Origin of the sequence: Wenzhouxiangella indolica, from assembly GCF_042310355.1 — a bacterium.
Classification (GTDB): domain Bacteria; phylum Pseudomonadota; class Gammaproteobacteria; order Xanthomonadales; family Wenzhouxiangellaceae; genus Wenzhouxiangella.
Genome location: NZ_JBHJMR010000004.1, coordinates 133931 through 154438, shown reverse-complemented (window position 1 = coordinate 154438; position 20508 = coordinate 133931). Strand labels below are relative to the sequence as shown.

Here is a 20508-nt window from a genome sequence, read left to right as displayed (position 1 = left end):
TCGACCGCCCAAGCAGATGGCCGAGGCGGAAGAACAGGCGAGCTGTGCCGTTCATGCCACGGACCCGCTGCCCGTCGGTCGGCTCTCCGGTTTCGGTTGGATTCGAACACCCATGAGCGGCTGAAGCCAGCGGACCCGCAGCACAACGAAATGATGGAGCACGGCGCAGCCGACAACGGTACCGGTCAGCACCAGCATGGCCTCGATGGCGCCGGGCAGGGACAGCGGAATCAGCAATGCGGCGAGCGGCACGATCAGGCTCTGGTGCAGGATGTACCAGGGATACACCGCCCGGTTGGCGTACGGCATCCAGCGTCTCGGCCGGTTCAGCCACGTCGCGGCGTAGCCGAGAATCGCCAGCAGCGCGTTCCAGGCGTAGAGCGCGTGGGCGCCGTCGGAGATCGCGCGCCAGTTCAGGTCGGGCAGCGCGGCCAGTTCCCCGGGCGGCAGTGCGCGCCCGGCGATGCGAAGCGTCATGTAGATGGCCAGCCCGGTCAGCGCCAGGCCCAGCGGAATGCGCCGATAAACGCGAACGGCCGTCCACCATGCGCGCCGCCGGGCCAGCCAGAACCCGAACACAAACACCGGGAAGTACTTCGCGTGCTGGGCCCAGTCGTCGAGCAGCGACTTGGTGTCGCCGAAGCGCGGCTCGAGTGCGTAGAGCACGATGAACCACCACAGCACGGGCAGCGTAACCAGCCACGCGATGCCCGCCCGTCCTACGGGCGCTGGCGTCTGACCGGTGTTCGGGTGCCGAATCGCTCGCCGAGCGGTCAGGCCGGCCGCCAACGCCAGGGTGTAGGTCCACAGGTAGGCCAGGTACCAGAGATGGTTCCAGGTCACGCCGAACTCGGCGCCGGCGAAGCCGCCGCCGGCCCAGGGCCGCAGCTGCAGGTAGCGCAGCATGAACGCTCCAAAGCCGGCCTCGAAGGCGCCGTTGGCGCGCGCTTCCACCCAGGCCTGGATCGGCACGATGGCCAGCATGCCGAAGACCAGCGGCACCAGCAGCAAGCCGGTGCGGCGCAGCGCCATCCGGCCGGGGCGCAGCGCCAGTGCGCTCAGGCCCAGCGCCAGGCCGGAGACCAGGAAGATCAGCGGCATCCGCCAGCGGTTGATCGCCACCATCGGCCACTGCAGCCACTCCATGGCGCTCGGGCTCTTGATGTGGAAGCCCCAGTCGGCCACGTAGACCATGCCAACGTGGTAGAGGATCAGCAGCGCGAACGCGCCGATTCGGACGGCATCGACGTCGTGGCGTCGTTCGGATGGGGTGAGTCGGTTCATGATCGGAACGCGTGGAGAGTTGAAGCCATCGTCGTGCGGCCGAGGCTCACCGGCAAGCAGTTGGGGACGAATCGTGGGCCCGGAGGGACCAACCGTCGAATTGCGGGACGAAGCTCGGCTACCATCGTCGGATGCAAATAAATTCCCGCTCGATACTGAACTGGTACGCGCCCCGTCGGCTTCGGTTCGAATGGGGTTTCTGGATCGTTCTGTACCTGGTCAACGCTGTCGCCAACAGCGTGGTCCGTGTGCTCGACCTCGAGGCCGGCGGGCCGACCGAGCGCTGGGAGCCGATTGTCTGGGAGTGCTCGAGCGCGCTGGCGCTACTGCTGCTGGTGTGGCCGGTGGTGGTGTTCACGCGCCACTGGTCCTGGAGCTGGTCGCATCCCGCACGATGGCTGGTCGGTCATGTCATCGCCAGTGTTGCGTTTTCTCTGGCGCACGTGCTCCTGATGGTCGCGATGCGCGAGGCCGCCTATCGCCTGGTCGGCGGCAACTACGATTTCGGGCACTGGCCGAGCGAGCTGGTCTACGAATACCTGAAGGATGCTCGAACCTATGCCGGCGTCGTGCTGTTCATCGAGGGTTATCGCTTCATCCTCCGGCGCCTGGCCGGCGAAGCGCGCTGGCTCGATGCGCCACCGGACAGTCGGCTCGAACGGTCGTCCGGCGATGCCGCGGCTGAAGGCCTGGGGGACTATTCGGAACGCTTCCTGGTCAAGATGCTGGGCCGCGAGTTTCTGGTGCCGGCGGCCGACATCGACTACGCGCAGGCCGCTGGCAACTACGTCAACCTGGTCGTCGGCGGGCGCGAGTACCCACTCCGCAGTACCATGAAAGGCCTGGTCGAACGGCTCGACCCCACGCGATTCCGCAGGGTGCACCGCAGCTTCCTGGTCCGGATCGACCGGGTCGCCGAAATCGAGCCGCTCGACAGCGGCGACGCGCGGCTGAAGCTCGTCGACGGCACTGAACTGCCGTGCTCTCGGAGTTACCGGTCCGGGCTGACCTGATTTTGCCAGAAAGCAGGGCAGCGACGGTTTGGTGCGCGAGTATGCAACGCGATGGCTCTAGATCTACGATCACGAACGGCCGAACATGGCTTTGGGTGGCATCACCCGAAACAGAAGTTGGCCCTTGTGGCCTGGGCTCTACTTCTGAGCCGCACCAAAAACGGGGGGGATTACCCTAGAATGAGGCAGCGCCACGCCGTGCGGGCCGCAAGGGTTTTCGGATGTCTGCAGTATTCCGGGGCGGAGAGGGGCGTAATGGGCGTGGTCTGGGCATAAGTGCGGCCTGATCGGATCAACGCCTACGCTCAGTCCTCTCAGCTTTCATGAAACACGATCATTGCGTTGGCCGAACGCGAATCCTTTTCGCCCGAATCTTCCCGGCCTGACTGGTCCATTGAGGCCAGCTCGATCCAGTCGACCAACATTGCGCGCAATTCCCTGAGTCGGGTAGGTGTTGCCCCCCGGATCAATATGCGAAGACAGATCGGGTCGAGGCGCTCGTCCGCACTTTCCTTCGCCGAGAGTGACTCCACAAACGAATCTGCGGCGGCTCGGAACTGATCGCGGATTGGGTCATGGTCTTCGGAAGCTGAGCCGGTATCGAACAACGAGGGGTCGGCCTCGAAGCGTGAGGCTACCGCCTGAAGCGTGCGTTCGACAGTGCCGCGCTTTGGAATTTCCTGGACAATCTGCAGCAGGCCCGCCTCGAGCAACGCATCGACATGGCGATACAGCCGCGTTGGCTTCTCGCCCAGTGTCGCGGCTACTTGCTTGACGGTCGTTGCCTGCTCAGCAAACGCTTGCAGGAGCTTCAGCTTGAATTCGTCGGCCAGCAAACGCGCCTGTTCCAGCGTCGTGACGACGTACACATCGGCCTTTTCTGGAGGCGCTTGACTATTCATGTTAGCGTGAATATTCTATGTTCACCGTAACGTGAATAATAGAGCAGCATGAACCAGATTTCCATCTTCGACCTGCTTGTGCTTGCCGCCATCGCCGGCGTACTACCCATACTCGGGGCGGTCGAATGGCGCCGCTTCAAGGCCAGCTGCGCGTCGCCCGAGGGTGCGCCGCGGCTTGCATTGTATCGATCAACGATGGTGCAGGCCTGGTTGGTCGCGTTTACCGTAATGGCCCTGTTTCTGCTTCTGGGGCGTCAACCGGCGGAGTTGGGTATCCGGTGGCCAAGCGGCCCATTGCTTCCCTGGGCGCTACTGGTCGCCGCGGGCTTGGCGGGCGCCTTGCTCTGGGGTCTGCACTCGGCCCGCCACGCCGGGCCGAAGCAGCGCGAGAGGGTTCGTCAGGCGTTGGGTTCCCTGGCCCATTTCATGCCCCGCGGCATTGCTGAACGCCGAGCCTGGTCGGCGATGTCGGTGACTGCGGGCATTACCGAGGAACTGGCGTATCGTGGCTACTTACTCTGGGTGTTCGCAGCGGTCGTGCCCACCGGGTGGGCCATCGTTCTGGCGTCGTTATTGTTTGGTCTTCAGCATGCGTACCAAGGCCTGGCCGGAATCGTTCGAACCGCGCTGCTAGGCGCAGCACTGGGCGGGCTGTACCTGGCCAGTAACTCGCTATTGCTGCCTATCCTGGTGCATATCCTGATCGACCTGCTTCAGGGAGTAACTTTAAGGACCTACCTGAGTGGCAAAGAGAGTTGCGCGCCGAGGCTGACGCAATGAGAGAGGCTGGCCTGCTCCTCTCTGATTAACTGACGACGCGGCCATGTCACGAAGGAATGTTGTCGCTAGGTCCCTAGACCTCTAAACTGGAGAACCGCGGCGTCCGGGCTGTGGGAAGTCTTTAAATTCACGGGCACCCCATTCTTCAAGGGGTGAGTTGCTCTCAATTATCACCAAGCTGATGCGTTATCTCCCCATTCTGCTGAGCGTCATCGCTATTCAGGCGCCTGCCAAGTCGGCGACAAGCACGTTTCTACCAGAGCCTTGGGCCGGCGAATCCTTTGCCGAGCGTGTCACTACGATGAATGCTTGGTTGGAAGAGTGTAGAAGCATCCGCGCGGATCTTTCGGATGCTCGCTCTGGGCCGTCGCGCGTCCAAGCGACTCCTCAAGGACCCGCGGACGACCGGCGTTCTCTTCGCACTCTACAGTGGAGCAAGGTCTCCCTGCCTCTTCCAGAAATGCAGTTTGATTCTGTGGTGCTTATTCCGGGAGGCATCGCGTCAGTCCGCGGTCCCACAGGATCAGTCCTCTTCTCCAGTATCGACCTGACTGCCCACTTTAAGCGCCTGTCGGAACTCGAAGAGTTCTCGGAGCACGCGTCGACTAGTCGAAATCTTATAGATTGGCTGGACCGCGGACTCAAGCTAGGTAGAGAGGATTTGCAGTGTGTTCGTAACTCCAAATTAGATGATGTGATCAACGTTGTACATCAACTGTCCGCGAAAGTGCTCGTGATGGCAGGCGAGGATACGAAATTGATGCGCATACCCGGCAGACAGGGTGCTCTCATTCTCGGAGAGATATCGCAGCGCAGTGAGATAATTCATATTCAGTATTTCGTTCAAAGCCCCCGCAAGGACCGGACAGAGTTGATTCACGTGAGCTATCACCTCGACTGGCAAGTCGATCCGGTCCAAGCCATGAACGAGTTTGCGGCTTCGCTCAGCGGATCGGAGCAGCCTTCTGACAGCAACATTGCGCAGATTGTTCGAGCCATTCTAGACAAGCGCTACGAAGAGGCCGCGGCTCTGGGAGAAGCCGGGGGGGTGAGTGTGCAAGTCGGCCTCCATTAGACTGGCAAAACCAGAAAGCATGGGATTCAAAAAGGTTGTGGTTGTTCTCGTTCCGGGAGCCCAGACCAAAAAGGCGGCCTCAGATCCTCGCCAGGACCTCTCCGGCCAGGCCGTAGTTGGCCGGCGTCGTTGTCAGGTAAAGATGCTCGAGGAGGGAGCTCCCTGTTCCGCACTGCCCGAAGATGCCGGCCGTGCAGATGAGCATGGTCATATACTGCCCCGATTCGCAGCCGCCGAATCTCTGGCAGCCGAACAAAATGATGGCAACCTTTTGCGCCTGCAATAACTCTGCCTGAGGGTACAGCCGGCTCTGGGTCTCCGCGCCCAGTCGCCACAGAGGCCGACCACCGTTCTCCTGGGCATGCAGCATATTCAATGTCAGGAGGTTGTTGATCTCGTCGAAATCGCGCGCCTGGCGCACCCACTCTGTGAACCGGTCGCTGCGGTTATCTTCTGTGGCGTTGGCGAGTTCCTCCTCCATCTCATATTGCCGGCCGAGATACGGGTCCCGCGCCAAACGCTCGACTTGCGCCGCTTCCCCTTCCAGGTCCTCGTCGATTTGCGTCAGTTCTTCGAGCCGGGCCTTCATCGCCTCTGTAGAAAGGCTCAGGCCTGCACACCAGTTTCGCCGTTGTTTCAGCAGTTCGGGCGGCGCGTCGAGCCTCTCCTGAGCATCCACGTGCCGCGGTGAGCAGAATGCGGCCAGTTCCAGCAATTTTCTCGCGGCGAGCACCGGCTCTCTGTCCGCCAGTCGCTCCAGTTCATTGGCTCGCTCAACCGCGCTGGAGGCAGCTTCCGCATCGCGCATGATGGCTAGCCGGCTGTCTGGTTCAACCGAAGGTCGGTCACGCTTCGCCTTGGCTCTTGCTTCACCGGTAGTCGGTGCCGGGCTTGAATCAGAATCCGGGTCCGACGCAACATTCTCTGGCCCTCCGACAGCCGGCTGCGGTGCTGTCGGTGTGGATTGGGCTGTCTGGTCCTCGGATGCCCTATTTGGTGATGCGCCCCATGTCGCCCAGATGATGGCACCGACCAAAGACGCGACAATAGCGAATACGAACCACTTTCCAAGGTTCATTGTCGACCACTCCATCTGCTCAACATGGAAACTGTATCAGAGTGGGTATTCCGCCGCCAGCATGAGTAGCCGAGCGATCGATGAGCCGGCGAAGCTCGAGAATCCGGGTAGCGGCTTGCAACACTTCGATAAAGGGATTACCGTCAAGTCAGGCGTTGCCATAGCACGGTCAAGGCCGCCCACTCACTTCATGGGAGATTGTTATGGAAGGGATTCTGATCTGGTTGATCGTTGGCGGTATCGCGGGCTGGCTCGCAGGATTGATCGTCAAGGGTGGTGGTCAGGGCATCTTGATCAACATCATTGTCGGTATCGTCGGCGCGGTCATCGGCGGCTGGCTTTTCGGCCAGCTGGGTGTGTCCATTGGCACCGGCATCCTCAACAGCATTGTCACGGCCGTGATCGGCGCGGTGATCCTGCTCCTCATCATCGGGGTGATACGGGGAAAGCGCTGAGTCGAGAGCTGGTCAGGGGAAAACCAGGACGCCCAGGATTGTCTGGGCGGGCTCGGTTCAGTCCCGGTCAGCGACCCACCGGAGTCTGGCGTTGCAGCCCTTGGTGCGACGGCGCACCGACTTCGGCCGGCGCGGCGTTCATGCTTGATCCATGAGCTACGAAATCAGCAAGACTCTGGATACGACGCCCGCCCGGGCGCGCGAACGCGCAGTGGAAGCCCTCTCCGAAGCGGGCTTCGGCGTGCTGACCGAGATCGACGTCCAGGCAACCATGAAAAAGAAGCTCGATCGTGACATGCGCTACTACACAATCCTGGGCGCATGTAACCCTGAAATGGCCTGGCAGGCACTGAGCCGGGAGCCGAAAATCGGAACGATGCTGCCGTGCAACGTGATCGTTCGCGAGCTCGAAGACGGCCGGGTCGAAGTCTCCGCCGTGGATCCACAGGCCTCCATGCAGGCGGTGGAAAATCCGCAGCTCGCGGAGATTGCCGGCGAAGTCAGGGCAGGGCTTCAGCGGGTCATCGATGCCGTCTGATTCACCCCGGATGCGGGCACCCCTGATTTGCGGGGTGCCACCCGATTCGTCGCCTCCAGCGGTCTGGAAGCGACTGCCCCGTCATTGACTCCGTCAATAAATGAGGACTTGCGTGTCCGGTTGATCCATCAGGCCGGCAATTTCCGGTGGCATGGCGACCGTCACCCCGTCGATCAGATCGGCTTCGCTGTATTCGCTGTTGGGCAGGAACAAGGCGCATACCTGAACGGTAGCGCCCTTGTCCATCAGGCCCATTAGGAGATCCTTCGGCGTCATGTCGCGTGGTGCCAGTGATTCCGGCTGGTAGTCGTCGACTGCCAGTTTTCCGGCCTGGTCGCACAGCAGGACATGAATTGAGTTGCCTCGGGCCTCGAGCGCTGTCGCCAGGACCAGGGCCATGCCCTGGGTCTGGAGAGAATCGCTGGAGAGAATGACCAGCTTGTCGGCTGCCGGCTCGGCCGGCTGCTCGGCGAAGGTGCTGAAACCGACCGCCAGGAAGGCGGAAAGCGACAGAACCTGAAGGACTCGAATCAATGACATTGCATGCACTCCTTCTCGAAACTACCTATATATTAGCATAGCCTTATGTTAGTGGAGATATCTATCCGTAGCGGCAGAGCGATGTCTTTGGGCTATCGAGGTCATCTCGAATTCAGATTGGGCCCAGGTCCACACTCCTGTATATTAGCCATATCTAAATTTAATGGTGGTGGGCAGTCAGCGACGGCTCCACTGCTGCACGCGATACCCGAACTGGAGAAGTGAACATGACGAACGAAGGCAAGTGCCCGGTGATGCACGGCGGCAACACGGCCGTGGGCAACTCCAACATGGAATGGTGGCCCAGGACCCTGAACCTGGACATCCTGCACCAGCACGACAGCAAGACCAATCCCCTGGGCGAAGACTTCGACTACCGCGAAGAGCTCGAGAAGCTCGACGTCGATGCGCTGAAGAAAGACCTCGCCGATTTGATGACCGACTCGCAGGACTGGTGGCCGGCCGACTGGGGTCATTACGGCGGCCTGATGATCCGCATGGCCTGGCACGCGGCCGGCACCTACCGCGTGGCCGACGGCCGCGGCGGTGGCAATACCGGCAACCAGCGCTTCGCGCCGATCAACAGCTGGCCTGACAACGCCAACCTGGACAAGGCGCGGCGCCTGCTGTGGCCGATCAAGAAGAAGTACGGCAACAGCATCTCCTGGGCCGACCTGATCATCCTGGCCGGCAACGTGGCCTACGAATCGATGGGTTTCAAGACCTTCGGTTTTTCCTTCGGACGTGAAGACATCTGGCATCCGGAGACCGACACCTACTGGGGTTCGGAGAAGGAATGGCTGGCGCCCAGCGACAATCCCGAGAGCCGCTATTCCGGCGACCGCGAATCGCTCGAGAATCCGCTCGCGGCGGTGATGATGGGCCTGATCTACGTCAACCCCGAGGGCGTTGACGGCAACCCGGACCCGCTCAAGACGGCCCGCGACATGCGCGTTACCTTCGAGCGCATGGCGATGAACGACGAGGAAACCGTGGCCCTGACCGCCGGCGGCCATACTGTTGGCAAGTGCCACGGCAACGGTGATGCGGCCAATCTCGGTCCTGAACCCGAGGCCGCCGACGTTGAAGAGCAGGGCCTGGGCTGGAACAACCATGTCAGCCGCGGCATCGGCCGAGACACCGTCACCAGCGGGATCGAAGGCGCCTGGACCACCCACCCGACCCAGTGGGACAACGGCTACTTCGCCCTGCTGCTGAATCACGAATGGGAGCTCAAGAAGAGCCCCGCCGGCGCCTGGCAGTATGAGCCGGTCGACATTGCCGAAGAGAACATGCCCGTCGATGTCGAGGATCCCTCGATTCGCCTCAACCCGATCATGACCGACGCCGACATGGCGCTGAAGGTCGACCCGGAGTACCGCAAGATCTCCGAGAAGCTCTTCAACGATCCCGAGTACTTCGACGAAGTATTCGCCCGCGCCTGGTTCAAGCTCACCCACCGTGACCTGGGCCCGAAGTCGCGCTATATCGGCCCGGAAGTGCCCGACGAGGACTTGATCTGGCAGGATCCCGTTCCGGCCGGCAACACCGACTATGACGTCGACGCCGTCAAGGCGAAGATCGCCGAGTCCGGGCTGTCGATCAGCGAGATGGTCGCCACCGCCTGGGACAGCGCGCGGACCTTCCGTGGCTCGGACTATCGCGGCGGTGCCAACGGCGCCCGCATTCGCCTGGCGCCTCAGAAGGACTGGCAAGGCAACGAGCCCGAGCGCCTGTCCCGCGTACTGTCGGTCTATGACAATATCGCCGCCGACACCGGTGTCAGCCTGGCCGACGTGATCGTGCTGGGGGGCAGCGTGGGCATCGAGCAGGCCGCAAAGGCGGCCGGCCACGATGTCAAGGTGCCGTTCGCGCCGGGCCGCGGCGACGCCAGCGATGAGCAGACCGACGTCGATTCCTTCCAGTACCTCGAGCCGCTGGCCGACGGGTATCGAAACTGGCAGAAGAAGGACTATGTCGTCACCCCCGAGGAGATGATGCTCGATCACACGCAGCTGCTGGGTCTGACCGCACCGGAAATGACGGTGCTCGTCGGCGGCATGCGCATCCTCGGCACCAATCACGGCGGCACGAAGCACGGCGTGTTCACCGACCGGGAAGGGCAGCTGACGAACGATTTCTTCGTCAACCTGACGGACATGTTTAATCGCTGGGTGCCCAAGGGCAGCAACCTCTACGAGTTGCGCGACCGCAAGACCGACGAGGTCAAGTGGACGGCGACCCGCGCTGACCTGGTGTTCGGCTCGAACTCGATCCTCCGTGCCTACGCCGAACTCTATGCCCAGGACGACAACCGGGAAAAGTTCGTTCAGGATTTCATCGCTGCCTGGACCAAGGTGATGAACGCGGACCGTTTCGACCTGGCCTGATTCACGCGTTGGGCGACTCTGCCAGACCCCCGATCCCGGCGCCGAGAACGGTGCCGGGATTCTTTGCAGTGGGCCCGATGGACGAGTCGTCTTGTTAGTATGAGCCATACGCCGATGGCCACGAACTCAAACTCCAAGATAGGCATTCTGAAATGACGCATACCCCGCACGAACTGGCCGAAGAGTTTCCCGAATATACGGAAACGATCCACAATCTGAAAACGACCGATTCTCACTTCAAGAAACTGGCGGACGAATATCACACGCTCAATCGCGAGGTCCACCGGATGGAGACGGAGGTCGAGGCGGTCAGCTCCGACACCGAGAGGCACGCGCGGGAACGTCGTGTCCACCTGAAGGACGAGATTGCGCAGTACCTGAAGCAGCACGCTGGCTGAAGCATTCGGGAATGTTGTCTGCGACCGGATACCGGTCGCGACTTCTCGAGGTCGCAGTAAAGGCCATTCCCAGGTTCCCGACTGAGGCAGGCGCCCGGCTTTTCAGTCGGGGCTGTCTTCGCAAACGACCATGTGCGGCTTGAACACCGATCCGACCAGCAACAGCTCGTCGCGTGCCGTGGCGACACTGGCGCCGGAGATCAGCTCGCCGTCGTCGAGAAACAGGGTTTCGATTTGGGGTGTTTGGCCCAGCCGGACTCGCACGGCCTGTGACGGTGCAAGAACCGTTGCGTCACGGGCGTGGCGGGTGAAGGTCAAGAGCTTGACGTGGCCGCCCAGCAACAGATCGCCCGTGTCCGGATCGACCTCGATATTGTCCACCCCGAAACCCACGTCGAAACGGCGAAGCTCCGCCAGGCCGCCGTCTTGCCCGTCCCGGCTGTATTCGCGGATGCGACTGCGGGTGACTTCGGCAACGTACAGCCGCGTCCCGTCGGGTGAGAGGTTGATGCCGTTGGCATAGCTCAGGCCGTCGGCCACCTCGCGATATGCTTCGCCGTCGAAATAGACGACGTTGGCCCAGCCCAGCCGCAGGTAGTCTTCCAGGGTTCGTTTCCAGCCCGGATCGCTGCCATGATCGTTGGTGAAGTAGAAGCGTTGATTGTCCACGGCCACGATGTCGTTGGGGCTGATCATCGATTCGTCCGCCAGGGTTTCGCGATGAACCAGGCGCAGACCATCCAGATCGAAGACCTCGATGGTATGCGACGGTCCAGAGGGCTCGTCGGGCTGCTCGCCGAACAAGGACGCGCCGGGATGGTTGACCACGAACAGCGTCGCACGGCCATCGGCCCCGACGAACAGCGAGATGCCGTGCGGCCTGAAATCAGTGCCGGCATCGGGTGTCAGGTTGGCCGGTTCAGCCATCGAGCCGTCCAGCGCCCAGGCGTAAATGCCGCCCGGCTGGACATTGCCGGCCAAGGCGGCCCTGCGGTCGAAGCTCGAGACAAGCGCAAGATCCCGATCCGGATGCAGCGTGATGTCCTCGGCGCCGGGTACACCGGCGATCCTGCTGCACTGGCCCGGGTGCAGGTTGTCCACGCTGCGGAACTCGCCGGCGTCGAACGCAAGGTAGACCGCGTAGGCGAGGACCAGCAGCACCGGAATGCTGAGCAGCAGAATCGATTTGCGCATCGCGAACACCACTTAGGACCTCGGCGTCGATTATGCCTGGCGCCTGATTTCAACGCGAACCGGAAGCTTTCTCCTGGCACCCAAGCGGGTGACGCCCAGGTGCGCGTATCGCCCGGAACCGGGTTTGAGAACGGCAGGACAAGATGTTGTCGCTTCCCGGTTTGCACCGAACGTTGGTCGACTTTGCCCGGACTTTTCTCTACCATGTTGCGCCACGTGCTCCCAGTCACGGAGAGGCTGGTGGTGTTTTCTGCCTGCCTCTACGGCCCCTCGCGCTGGCCGTCGAACCGGGCGGTTCATTCGAGAAAGGGGAATCCGTGATGCGGGACTACGTTCGACTCTTCACTTTGCTGCTTGTGGCGGGCTGTCTGACGAGCTTGTTGCCGGCCGACGCCAGGGCGCAATCCGAAGTCGTGGTCCAGCCTGGCAGCCTGTCGGGGTGGACTGTAGCCGTTTCTCCCCCCGATAGCGGCGCTTCCTTTGATTTTGTCAGCGGGCCGGGCGTGCCGCCGCAGGGATCCGGCAGCCTGGGCGCGGAGATTTCCAATTCCGGCACCCGGGTCGTGCTCATGCGCAGCAGCGCGCCTTACTCGGGGCAGACCGTGTCGGGGCTCAACGCACTGTCGATCACGACCTACAATGACGAGGCCGGTGGTTCTTCCGTGGCCGACGGCTGGTACGTCGATCTCTACATCGACAGCGAAAACAACGGAATACCGGATTGTCGGCTCCATCAGGCGGCGCCGCAGCCAAGCGGCGACACATGGGCCACCTATGACCTGCTGGACGGTACGTGGACCGGATTCAATAACATTGAAGGGGAGCCGGGCTGTGAGGGCTTCTCCGGCACGCTTTCCGACTTTGCGGCGGCTTCTCCCAATGCCCTCTTCCTCGCCTTCCCCGATGCTTCCGAGCCTGTCGTGCGAGTGAGCGTCGGAAACGCCGATACTGACTATGTCGGTTACCGCGGCAATCTCGATTCCGTCACGATCTCGCATTCCGATCTCGAGAACCTCGTCTGGGACTTCGAGCCGCTCTACAGAGTTGGCGGTACCGTCTCCGGGCTCAGCTCCGGATCGGAAGTGGAGCTGGCGCTCAATGGATCGCAGCTTCTCGCCGTCGACTCGCCCGGTGCGTTCGAGTTTCCCGACGGTTTCCTGATGGATTCCGACTACGAAGTCACCGTCGAGACGCAACCGGACATGCCGCAGCAGATCTGCACGGTGACCAACGGCAGCGGCACGTTGGTCGATGACGATGCCGACGACGTTCAGGTCGACTGCACAACGCTGACGTTCACCGTCGGTGGCACGGTTTCCGGCCTGGCGGGGGATCAGGTCGTATTGCAGAACAACGGCGGCGATGACCAGGTTCTGAATGCCGACGGCAGCTTCACTTTCGCTCCCCAGGACGACGGCAGCGGTTACGACGTGGCGGTGGCCATCCAGCCTGCCGACCCCGCCCAGACATGTAGCGTCGCCAATGGCTCGGGTACGCTGACGGGCGCGGATGTGACCGACGTCGAGGTCACCTGCACGAACGATCAGTTCACGGTCGGCGGCACGGTCTCGGGGCTGGAAGGCGATCAGGTCGTGCTGCAGAACAACGGCGGCGACGATCAGGTTGTCACGGCTGACGGCGGCTTTACTTTCACGGCGCAAGATGATGGCACGGACTACAGCATTAGCGTGCTCACCCAGCCTGAGGATCCGATCCAGACCTGTACGGTGGCCAATGGCGAGGGCACGCTCTCCGGTGCGGATGTGACCGATGTGCAGGTCGATTGCGCCAATGAGCCGCCCGCAGTCGAACTGACTGCCGGATCACTGGACTTTGGCGCCGTGCTGGATGGTGAAACCGGGGCCGAGACCGTTACGCTAAGCAATACCGGTACCGGCGACCTGGTCATCAGCGAACTCGCCGAACCCGACATGCCGTTCGCCGTCACCGGCGGCAGCTGCACCGCGGTGCCCGTCACCCTGCTGCCTGGCGAGAGCTGCGAAATCGCGATCGAATTCACGGCCGCATCCGCGAGCGGTGCCTTCAGCGACGAGGTCGCGATCGTCAGCAACGCGGCTTCCAGCCCGGATACGATCACCCTGTCGGGCAGCGCCCAGCCGCCCGCGTTACCGGTGCCGGTGCTGGGTTGGCACGGTCTGCTGCTGCTGATCCTGCTGGTTGCCGGCCTGGCCTTGCGCCGGGGGCGACTGGCGGCAGGCTGACGGCCTTTGATCAGGCGTCTTCCTTTTCGGTCAGCTGCTCCAGCAGGTCGCGTAGCCCGCGTTGCGCTGCGTGGCGGCCCTACGACGGATCTTCCACCGAGACGGGCGTCAGCGTATACCCGGCTTCTCGAAGCAGGTTGATGACGCCCATTCCGCCGGGCAGATGGCCGGCGCCGACCGCGTAGAACATGCTCTTCTCCCGCGACATCTCTTCCATCGAGGGAATCCAGGTCCGGTTGCGTTCGTCGATCAGCAGGTCGTTATGCGCCTGCATGAATTCATCCTCGCTGATCAGCCGATAGAGTCCACTGATGTCCTGGCGACGGTACAGCTCGGTCATGTGGCGGAACTGGTCGCGTTCCGCCGCCGGATCCTGAACGATGGAGACCAGCTCCTGAACCTGGTGGTCAAGGGGGATCTTGTCGAACAGGCTGAACTGGAATGCCACCGTTTCTAGCGCCCTGATTTCCGTACCGAGTTTCATCGCCTCCTGCATCAGGTGGATATCGTGCGACGTGATCGCCTGCTCGCATTCCGCAACCGCCGTGGTTGCCATGGTCATCAGCATGATCGGGTGCATGCCGCCGAACTGCTCGAGACCGGCACCGAAATGACGGGTGAGAAACGCCTCAACTTCGTCGCGTGTCTCGTCATCATCAATGCTCTCGGAAATGCGCTTGCCTTCCGGCAGCTGTGAGAGCTGCATCATCTGTTGCTGAATCGCCGGGTCCGAAAGGTCGATCTCGAGCACCAGCCCATCGCTGGTCTTCAGGCGCTCGAGGGCATCTTCCGGAATGATGAAGTCTTCACCGCACATCAAGTGCTGGGTGCCGTAGAGCCAGGAGGGCTCGGACAGGCCGTTGCCCTCGATCTTCCACAGTAGCGAAGATGCCTGGGAGAAGGCAGGGCCAGCCACGGCAAGAGAGACAACAAGACAAAGCAGCGAGGCTGCCAACGCTTTCCTCGATCGGTTCGCTTTCATGGTCGATATCTCCTCTGGTGTGACGGTCGTCTTTGACTATGGATAGTTACCCACGGCTAAAAAACCTTACACCGGCCGGCGCAAGGGATGTCGCATGGTCCACTAGTCTACAATCGTTGTTCTCGGCGCCGCGACGGGCCGGGCTTCCGGTCTTTCAAGCGAGGGCGGGTCCATCCCGGTACGAAGTTCCTACAATCTGATCAAGCGGGGAGTGCGCTCGCACAGTTCGCGCGCGACGTTCTTTCGCTTCGCCGTCGTCGGCAGCACCATTGCGCTGATCGATGCCGGCCTGCTGTACCTGCTGAAGGACCTGCCGGGATTCAACGCCTATATCGCGCGGGTGTTTTCCTATGCTGCGGCGATGTCGGCCGGCTATGTGCTCAACCGCTATTTCACCTTCCACCATATCGAGTCGGGGCGGGTGCTGATCGATGAGCTACTGCGATTCTTCAGCGTTCACGCGCTCGGTGGTGTGCTCAATTTCGGCGTGTTCGCCCTGGTCGTGTTCCTGGGTGAGCAGGCCGAGCTCACGCGCTTCTGGGATACCGTCATGCCGCTGCTCGGCGTCTGGCTCGGCGGCATTGTCGGCATGAGTTTCAACTTCCTGGTTTCCCGCAAGCTGGTGTTCGACGGCCCCGACTAGCAACCGTCGAACTGCGAAGTACTACGGTTTCTCTCCCGTCGGCTGCTGATGCAGGCCGGAGCGTTCGATCAACCAGGCCTGCTCGCCCGACGGCCGCGGGCGAAGCTGGATGGCCTGCTCCGGGGTGGCGTGGAACTCGGCCAGGTAGGCGGCCAGGGCGTACTGCTCGGTGCCGGGGGTGACAAAGTCGATGCTTGCGTCGGGATACTCGAGTCCGACGAGATTGCGGCGCTGCGGATTGCCGAGGCCGCGCAGCGGATAGCCGTCGCCGCAGGGCGCCGCTTGCCGGTCCTTCTCGCCCGGGAGCGGCACGCACTGCGCCAGGAAGGCCAGGCTGATGACGCGAAATTGTTGGTCGGCATCGCCCACCCATTTGCCGTCCCTGACCAGCTCGGTGGTGGTCCCGTCCGGCGCCACCACCGACAGCTCGCGTACCCGTTCCCCGTTGGTGTCGACGCCCTGGTTGAGATCACCCTGACCGGGCTCGAGCGGTCGCCGGGCGGGCCGAGATGCATCGTAGCCCAGGCGAAGGCCGGTAAATTGCGGAAACCAGCCCGGCGTGGCGCCGGGCGCGATGCCGGAGACGGCATACTCCATGATGTCGTAGAGCTCGCCCGCGGTCAGGGTCAGGGCGACCAGTTCGCCGTTGAACGACAGGGCGGTCTCCAGGTCCAGGCGCGAGATGCCGCCTTCCGGGCGGAAGCGATTGGCCGCCGGCGGTTGAAGCCGGACTTCACGAGCCTCGCGGCTGCCCGGCGGCACGCGCATCTCGCCGATCGAGCCCCGGATGCCGCCGCCGTTGCGGAAGGCGATTACCGCCTCGGGCTCGTGCTGACGGCCTAGCCAGAGGCCGGCCCGGGCCCAGAGGCGGCCCAGGTTGGTCTCGCGCGTGCGCACCATGGTCCGGCGTCCGTCCAGGAATCGATCGGTGTAGCCGAGGATGTGCCCTTCCTTTGCTTCCAGGATTCGCCAGAAGGTGTCGCGAATGGCCAGCACTTCGGGCATGGGTTCGGCGCCGCGGTCTTCGACCACCGAGGCCTTGCTGGCCCAGACACCCGCGCGGCTCGTATCGAGGCGCTCGATCTCGAGCACGCCCTCGTCGTCGAAGGGCAGCAACAAACGTCCCAGGTAGCGATAGTCGCCGCCGGTGTTGACCAGCAGCACGGGTTCTTCCAGCGGTGATTGGTAGACCAGCGGATAGTCGTCCACCGCCACGTCACCCGGGTGCAGTTCGCTGCCGGAACCGGCCAGGATGGCGTTGGAGCCGCCGGCAATGAGCACATCCACGTGTTCGAGCCGCTCGGCCAATGCCCGCTCCACTTGCAGCTGCTGCATGTGCGCGGCCAGGACGATGATATTCACGTCGTCGGCCACCAGCTCATCCACGGCATCCTGGATGATGTCGGCCAGCGCGTCGATATCGTCCGGGTCGGCCGGGCTGATGCCGATCTCGCCGGTGGTCGTGATCTGGTTCAGCGTCGGGGTCGAAGCCCCGACCACGCCGACGCGACGGCCGTCGATTTCGAACACCACCGAGCCGGCGAGCCGTCCCTGTACCGTATCGGCATCCAGTCCGTCCGGACTGACCCGCTCGGCCAGCTGCGGCTCGCTGGAAAAATCCAGGTTGGTCGACAGCCAGGGAAAGCGCGAACCCGGCCAGCCACGCCCATCGGGCTGGATGATGCCGGCGAACTCCTCCGGGCCGCCGTCGAGGTCGTGGTTGCCCACGGCGGAAACGTCGACGCCCATGGCGTTCAGGAACGCAATCTCACCGCGGCCGACACCCGCCGAGCCGGTGATCTCGGCCATGGCCGGGTCGTTGCTGGCCTGGTACAGCGGGCCGGGGATGTAGTTGTCGCCGGAGCTGACCAGCAGCGTGCGCTCAGGCATCTCGGCGCGAAAGGAAGCCACCAGGGCGGAGAAATCCGCCACGTGTTCAAGCGACCCGGTACCGCCGCCGTCGATATCGGCGAAATGCAGCAGCTGCATCTCCAGCCCCTCGGCCGCTGCGTCGCCGGCAAGCGGCTCGGGCCTGCGCTCGGGCTGGCTGCAGGCGAGCAGGCTGGCAACGAGAGCCAGCGCGAACAGGGCGCGAAAGCAATCAGGGAGGGAAAAGCGCATGCAAACCTCGGATGGGCAGTACGGCGCGCCATTCTTTGACACCGGTCGCCGGATTGCAAGAGGCCGTCTAGCGGATCGGCGTTCGGGCGCTCGCGCAGTTGTCCGGCTTGTCATCGTCGCCGACGGAAGCGCGGCGGGCGTTCTTCCCGTCGGGCGCGCATGGCCTCGCGCTGATTGGCTCCCATCAGCACGCCCAGCTGGCCCCACCGCTCGCGCCGTAGCGCATTCCGCTCGGAGCTCTGCCGGGTAGACGTCAGCAGCCGCTTGGCTGCAGCGACTGCATCGGGGGAGCGCTCGGCGATCCGGTGGGCGAGGTCGTGGGCGGCGCCGAGCGGGTCTTCATCGATGCGCGTGACCAGGTTCAAATCCAGCGCTTCATCGGCTTTGAATCGTCGCCCGGTGAGCGTGAGTTCCAGCGCCTGATCCAGTGCCACCAGGTCGCGCAGGGTGACCGAGGCGCCCATGTCGGGGATCAGTCCCCACTCGATTTCCATGATCGAGAATTCGCACTCCGGTGAACTGAAGCGGAAATCACAGCCCAGCGCAATCTGAAACCCGCCGCCAAAGCAGTAGCCGTGAGTTACCGCGATGACCGGCATGGGCAGGTTGCGCCAGGCCAGGCTGAGGCGCTGAAACAGGTTGGCCTTGCCCAGCCAGGGCAGGAAAGCCCTCACCACGCTGGCCGGACGGCGGCTCACGCTGGCGAAATCCAGACCCGAACAGAAAGCTTTGCCGTGGCCAGACAGAATCACGGCGCGCACATCCGGCTGGCGGCGAATCAAACGGGCCGCCTCGACCAGGGCGCGCATCATGGGGAGATCGAGGGCGTTGTATTTCTCCGGTCGATCGAGGCTGACTAGCGCCAAATGGTCGGAGAACTCGATGGAGACCCGATCTTGGAGCACTGGCATGGCGTTTCCCGGTTGCGGCTTGCCTCTATTGTGCACCGGGTCGATGCTCCGGGTTTCCTCGCCCCGGCCATCGCTGCAGAAAAATCGCTGGCAGGGGTTACACCGCGCTGGCGAGCTTTCGGCAAGTGGGTCTGGAACGGTGCGATCGGCGTCGATAGAGACCATGGAACGCCCGGAAGGCCTTCTCAAGTCATCCGATCGAGCGGTCTATGGCCCAATGCGGAATGGCTACATCGGCGCGTTCGAATAGTAGTGCCAGACGAAGATCGCCACAGCGCCTCGGTAGGGCCGCCAGGGGCGAGCGACGGCGTCGGTGCGTTTTCGGTCGGGGCGCTTGCGCATGTTCTTGATGCGGTGCAGGCCGGCCTGGATTGCGAGATCGTCGGCGGGCCAGACATCGGGTCGGCCCAGCGAGAACAGCAGGAACATCTCCGCGCTCCAGCGCCCGAAGCCCTTGAGGCGGGTGATCTGTTCCAAGACCTCGTCGTCGGGTAGGTCGGCCAGCGCGGCCGGCACGAGAGCGCCTTCCTGGACGGCCTGCGACAGGCCCCGCGCATAGCCGATTTTCTGCCTGGACAGGCCGAGCGCGCGCAGGTCCTCGTCGCTCATGGCCAGCACCCGCTCGGGCCGGAAGTCGCCTTCGAGCGCGGCCTCGACCCGGCCGAAGATGGTCGCCGCCGCTTTCACCGAAAGCTGCTGCCCGACGATGATGCGCAGAAAGTGCTCGAAGCTGGGTTCGCCCATGCGACGCTCGGCGGGATAGCCCACCTGCGCCAGCGCGGCCGCAATATGCTTGTCTCGCCGGGCGATTTCGTCCAGCGCGCCCTTCAGATGGCTTGCCGTCAACTCGAACTTCAATTTATCGACTCACGCTTGTTCGGCACGCCCACGATTCTATCCTCGAGGGCGGCAGCGGGGTGTCGGACGCGCTATCCTGATTCCGGAATACGCCGTGGGAGATTCGGGTATGTCGCCCTGGCCCGGTGGGCGCATATCCCGTCAATCCAGGAATGCTCGAGGAGGTCGCAGGATGTCGAACGATACCCGCCCGCAAGTGCTGATTCTCGGCCGGGGTGCCATGGGCAGCATGTTCGAGGCCCTGCTTCAAGGGACCGCGACCGTGACCACCTGGGAGCGCGACCTCGAGACCGGCCGCGAGTCCGCGCCGCTGGAGTCGCTTGCGACCGACAGCGACGTGGTGATCTTCGCGGTGCCGGCCGCGCCGCACGATGAACTCGCCGGGCGACTCGCCGACTGCCTTGCTTCCGACACGCTGTGCCTGACGATTGCCAAGGGCCTGGATGACGAAGGTCGCACGCCGGCCGACATCTTCGCCCGGCATTTCGGCGACACGCCGGACCCGGGGCCTGCCTGGGCCGTGGTCTACGGGCCGATGATTGCCGACGATCTCGATCGCGGGCGGGCCGGCTTCGCGCTGGCGGCGGCCAACCGCGCCTTCATTGCCGAGCGCGCCAAGGCGCTTTTTGACGACAGCCCGCTCTATCTCAGGCCCCACGGCGATCCGCACGGCGCGGCCTGGGCGGCAATCCTGAAGAACATCTATGTACCGTTGATCGGTATGGCCGACGAGCTGGACCTGGGCGACAACATGCGCGGCTTCCTGATCGCCGAGACGCTGGCGGAACTGGCAGCCATCGTTCAGCGCCTGGGCGGCCAGCCGGGCACCGCCTACGGCCTGGCCGGTCTGGGTGATCTGGTGACCACGTCAACCAGCGCCGACTCGCATCATCGGGGCATCGGCCAGGCGATCGCCCGGGATGAACTCGAAACCGAAGCCGACGACGACGGGAACGTGCGTAGCGAGGGGGTTTTCGCCATTACCCAGATTCGCAGGCACGGCCTGGTGGATATCGCCGACTACGTCCTGCTGGAACTCGTAGCGGCGCTGCTCGAGACGCCCGCTGATGCCGAGCAGCGCCTCGACGACTGGATCCGCCGTCGCTTCGCGCGCCGGTCGTAAA

General features: G+C 63.2%; 19 protein-coding genes. 10 read left to right on the top strand and 9 right to left on the bottom strand.

Translation table 11 applies throughout. The features are described 5' to 3' along the window. Positions 1–51: 51 nt before the first annotated feature. Positions 52–1284: an acyltransferase family protein gene (locus ACDC67_RS07220; protein WP_376691856.1), complete on the bottom strand. Its 1233-nt coding sequence runs from the start codon at positions 1282–1284 to the stop codon at positions 52–54. A gap of 131 nt (positions 1285–1415) precedes the next feature. Here ACDC67_RS07220 and ACDC67_RS07215 point away from each other — a divergent pair, with 131 nt between their 5' ends. Beyond that, positions 1416–2297: a LytTR family DNA-binding domain-containing protein gene (locus tag ACDC67_RS07215; RefSeq protein WP_376691854.1), complete on the top strand. Its 882-nt coding sequence runs from the start codon at positions 1416–1418 to the stop codon at positions 2295–2297. Positions 2298–2611: 314 nt separating this feature from the next. Here ACDC67_RS07215 and ACDC67_RS07210 read toward each other — a convergent pair whose 3' ends face one another. Continuing rightward, positions 2612–3199: a helix-turn-helix domain-containing protein gene (locus ACDC67_RS07210; protein WP_376691852.1), complete on the bottom strand. Its 588-nt coding sequence runs from the start codon at positions 3197–3199 to the stop codon at positions 2612–2614. Positions 3200–3247: 48 nt separating this feature from the next. On the opposite strand from ACDC67_RS07210, the gene ACDC67_RS07205 reads away from it, so the two are divergent. Together ACDC67_RS07205 and ACDC67_RS07200 are read left to right on the top strand one after the other, a co-directional pair. Then, the gene (locus tag ACDC67_RS07205) at positions 3248–3979 is read left to right on the top strand and encodes a CPBP family intramembrane glutamic endopeptidase (RefSeq protein ID WP_376691850.1); all 732 of its coding nucleotides are present in this window, start codon (positions 3248–3250) and stop codon (positions 3977–3979) included. 157 nt (positions 3980–4136) lie between these two features. After that, a complete protein-coding gene (locus tag ACDC67_RS07200; protein WP_376691848.1) occupies positions 4137–5054 on the top strand; it encodes a hypothetical protein in 918 nt (305 codons plus the stop codon). A 79-nt stretch (positions 5055–5133) separates the two neighbouring features. Here ACDC67_RS07200 and ACDC67_RS07195 read toward each other — a convergent pair whose 3' ends face one another. Then, entirely contained in the window at positions 5134–5862 is a 729-nt protein-coding gene (locus tag ACDC67_RS07195) for a hypothetical protein (RefSeq protein ID WP_376691847.1), read from the bottom strand. Between the two features lie 467 nt (positions 5863–6329). Here ACDC67_RS07195 and ACDC67_RS07190 point away from each other — a divergent pair, with 467 nt between their 5' ends. Beyond that, positions 6330–6587 carry a GlsB/YeaQ/YmgE family stress response membrane protein gene (locus tag ACDC67_RS07190; RefSeq protein ID WP_376691941.1) on the top strand — a complete coding sequence of 86 codons (258 nt, stop codon included), beginning with the start codon at positions 6330–6332 and terminating at the stop codon, positions 6585–6587. A 151-nt stretch (positions 6588–6738) separates the two neighbouring features. Next, positions 6739–7125, top strand: coding sequence for a DUF302 domain-containing protein (locus ACDC67_RS07185; RefSeq protein ID WP_376691845.1), 387 nt, complete (start codon positions 6739–6741; stop codon positions 7123–7125). 93 nt (positions 7126–7218) lie between these two features. On the opposite strand, the gene ACDC67_RS07180 is transcribed toward ACDC67_RS07185, so the two are convergent. Then, a complete protein-coding gene (locus tag ACDC67_RS07180; RefSeq protein ID WP_376691844.1) occupies positions 7219–7665 on the bottom strand; it encodes a hypothetical protein in 447 nt (148 codons plus the stop codon). Between the two features lie 227 nt (positions 7666–7892). Between ACDC67_RS07180 and katG the strand changes: the two genes are divergently transcribed. Both katG and ACDC67_RS07170 read left to right on the top strand, forming a co-directional pair. Further along, complete coding sequence (katG, locus tag ACDC67_RS07175) at positions 7893–10055, top strand: catalase/peroxidase HPI (protein ID WP_376691843.1); 2163 nt, start codon at positions 7893–7895, stop codon at positions 10053–10055. A 152-nt stretch (positions 10056–10207) separates the two neighbouring features. Beyond that, the gene (locus ACDC67_RS07170; RefSeq protein WP_376691841.1) at positions 10208–10453 is read left to right on the top strand and encodes a YdcH family protein; all 246 of its coding nucleotides are present in this window, start codon (positions 10208–10210) and stop codon (positions 10451–10453) included. 102 nt (positions 10454–10555) lie between these two features. Here the strand turns inward: ACDC67_RS07170 and ACDC67_RS07165 are convergent, their stop codons facing one another. Continuing rightward, the gene (locus ACDC67_RS07165; RefSeq protein ID WP_376691840.1) at positions 10556–11647 is read right to left on the bottom strand and encodes an SMP-30/gluconolactonase/LRE family protein; all 1092 of its coding nucleotides are present in this window, start codon (positions 11645–11647) and stop codon (positions 10556–10558) included. Positions 11648–11967: 320 nt separating this feature from the next. Here ACDC67_RS07165 and ACDC67_RS07160 point away from each other — a divergent pair, with 320 nt between their 5' ends. After that, complete coding sequence (locus ACDC67_RS07160) at positions 11968–13869, top strand: choice-of-anchor D domain-containing protein (RefSeq protein WP_376691838.1); 1902 nt, start codon at positions 11968–11970, stop codon at positions 13867–13869. Positions 13870–13948: 79 nt separating this feature from the next. Here ACDC67_RS07160 and ACDC67_RS07155 read toward each other — a convergent pair whose 3' ends face one another. Beyond that, positions 13949–14851 (bottom strand): TraB/GumN family protein, encoded by a 903-nt coding sequence (locus ACDC67_RS07155; RefSeq protein ID WP_376691836.1) that lies wholly within the window; start codon positions 14849–14851, stop codon positions 13949–13951. Positions 14852–15062: 211 nt separating this feature from the next. On the opposite strand from ACDC67_RS07155, the gene ACDC67_RS07150 reads away from it, so the two are divergent. Beyond that, on the top strand, positions 15063–15494 hold the full coding sequence (locus ACDC67_RS07150) for a GtrA family protein (protein WP_376691835.1): 432 nt from the start codon (positions 15063–15065) through the stop codon (positions 15492–15494). A gap of 21 nt (positions 15495–15515) precedes the next feature. Here the strand turns inward: ACDC67_RS07150 and ACDC67_RS07145 are convergent, their stop codons facing one another. The 3 genes from ACDC67_RS07145 to ACDC67_RS07135 all read right to left on the bottom strand — a co-directional run bounded on the left by ACDC67_RS07145 (position 15516) and on the right by ACDC67_RS07135 (position 19384). Further along, positions 15516–17615: a bifunctional metallophosphatase/5'-nucleotidase gene (locus tag ACDC67_RS07145; protein ID WP_376691833.1), complete on the bottom strand. Its 2100-nt coding sequence runs from the start codon at positions 17613–17615 to the stop codon at positions 15516–15518. Positions 17616–17725: 110 nt separating this feature from the next. Next, entirely contained in the window at positions 17726–18526 is an 801-nt protein-coding gene (locus ACDC67_RS07140; RefSeq protein ID WP_376691832.1) for a crotonase/enoyl-CoA hydratase family protein, read from the bottom strand. A 228-nt stretch (positions 18527–18754) separates the two neighbouring features. Beyond that, positions 18755–19384: a DNA-3-methyladenine glycosylase family protein gene (locus tag ACDC67_RS07135; protein ID WP_376691831.1), complete on the bottom strand. Its 630-nt coding sequence runs from the start codon at positions 19382–19384 to the stop codon at positions 18755–18757. A gap of 172 nt (positions 19385–19556) precedes the next feature. Between ACDC67_RS07135 and ACDC67_RS07130 the strand changes: the two genes are divergently transcribed. Continuing rightward, a complete protein-coding gene (locus ACDC67_RS07130) occupies positions 19557–20507 on the top strand; it encodes a hypothetical protein (RefSeq protein WP_376691830.1) in 951 nt (316 codons plus the stop codon). Position 20508: the final 1 nt, after the last annotated feature.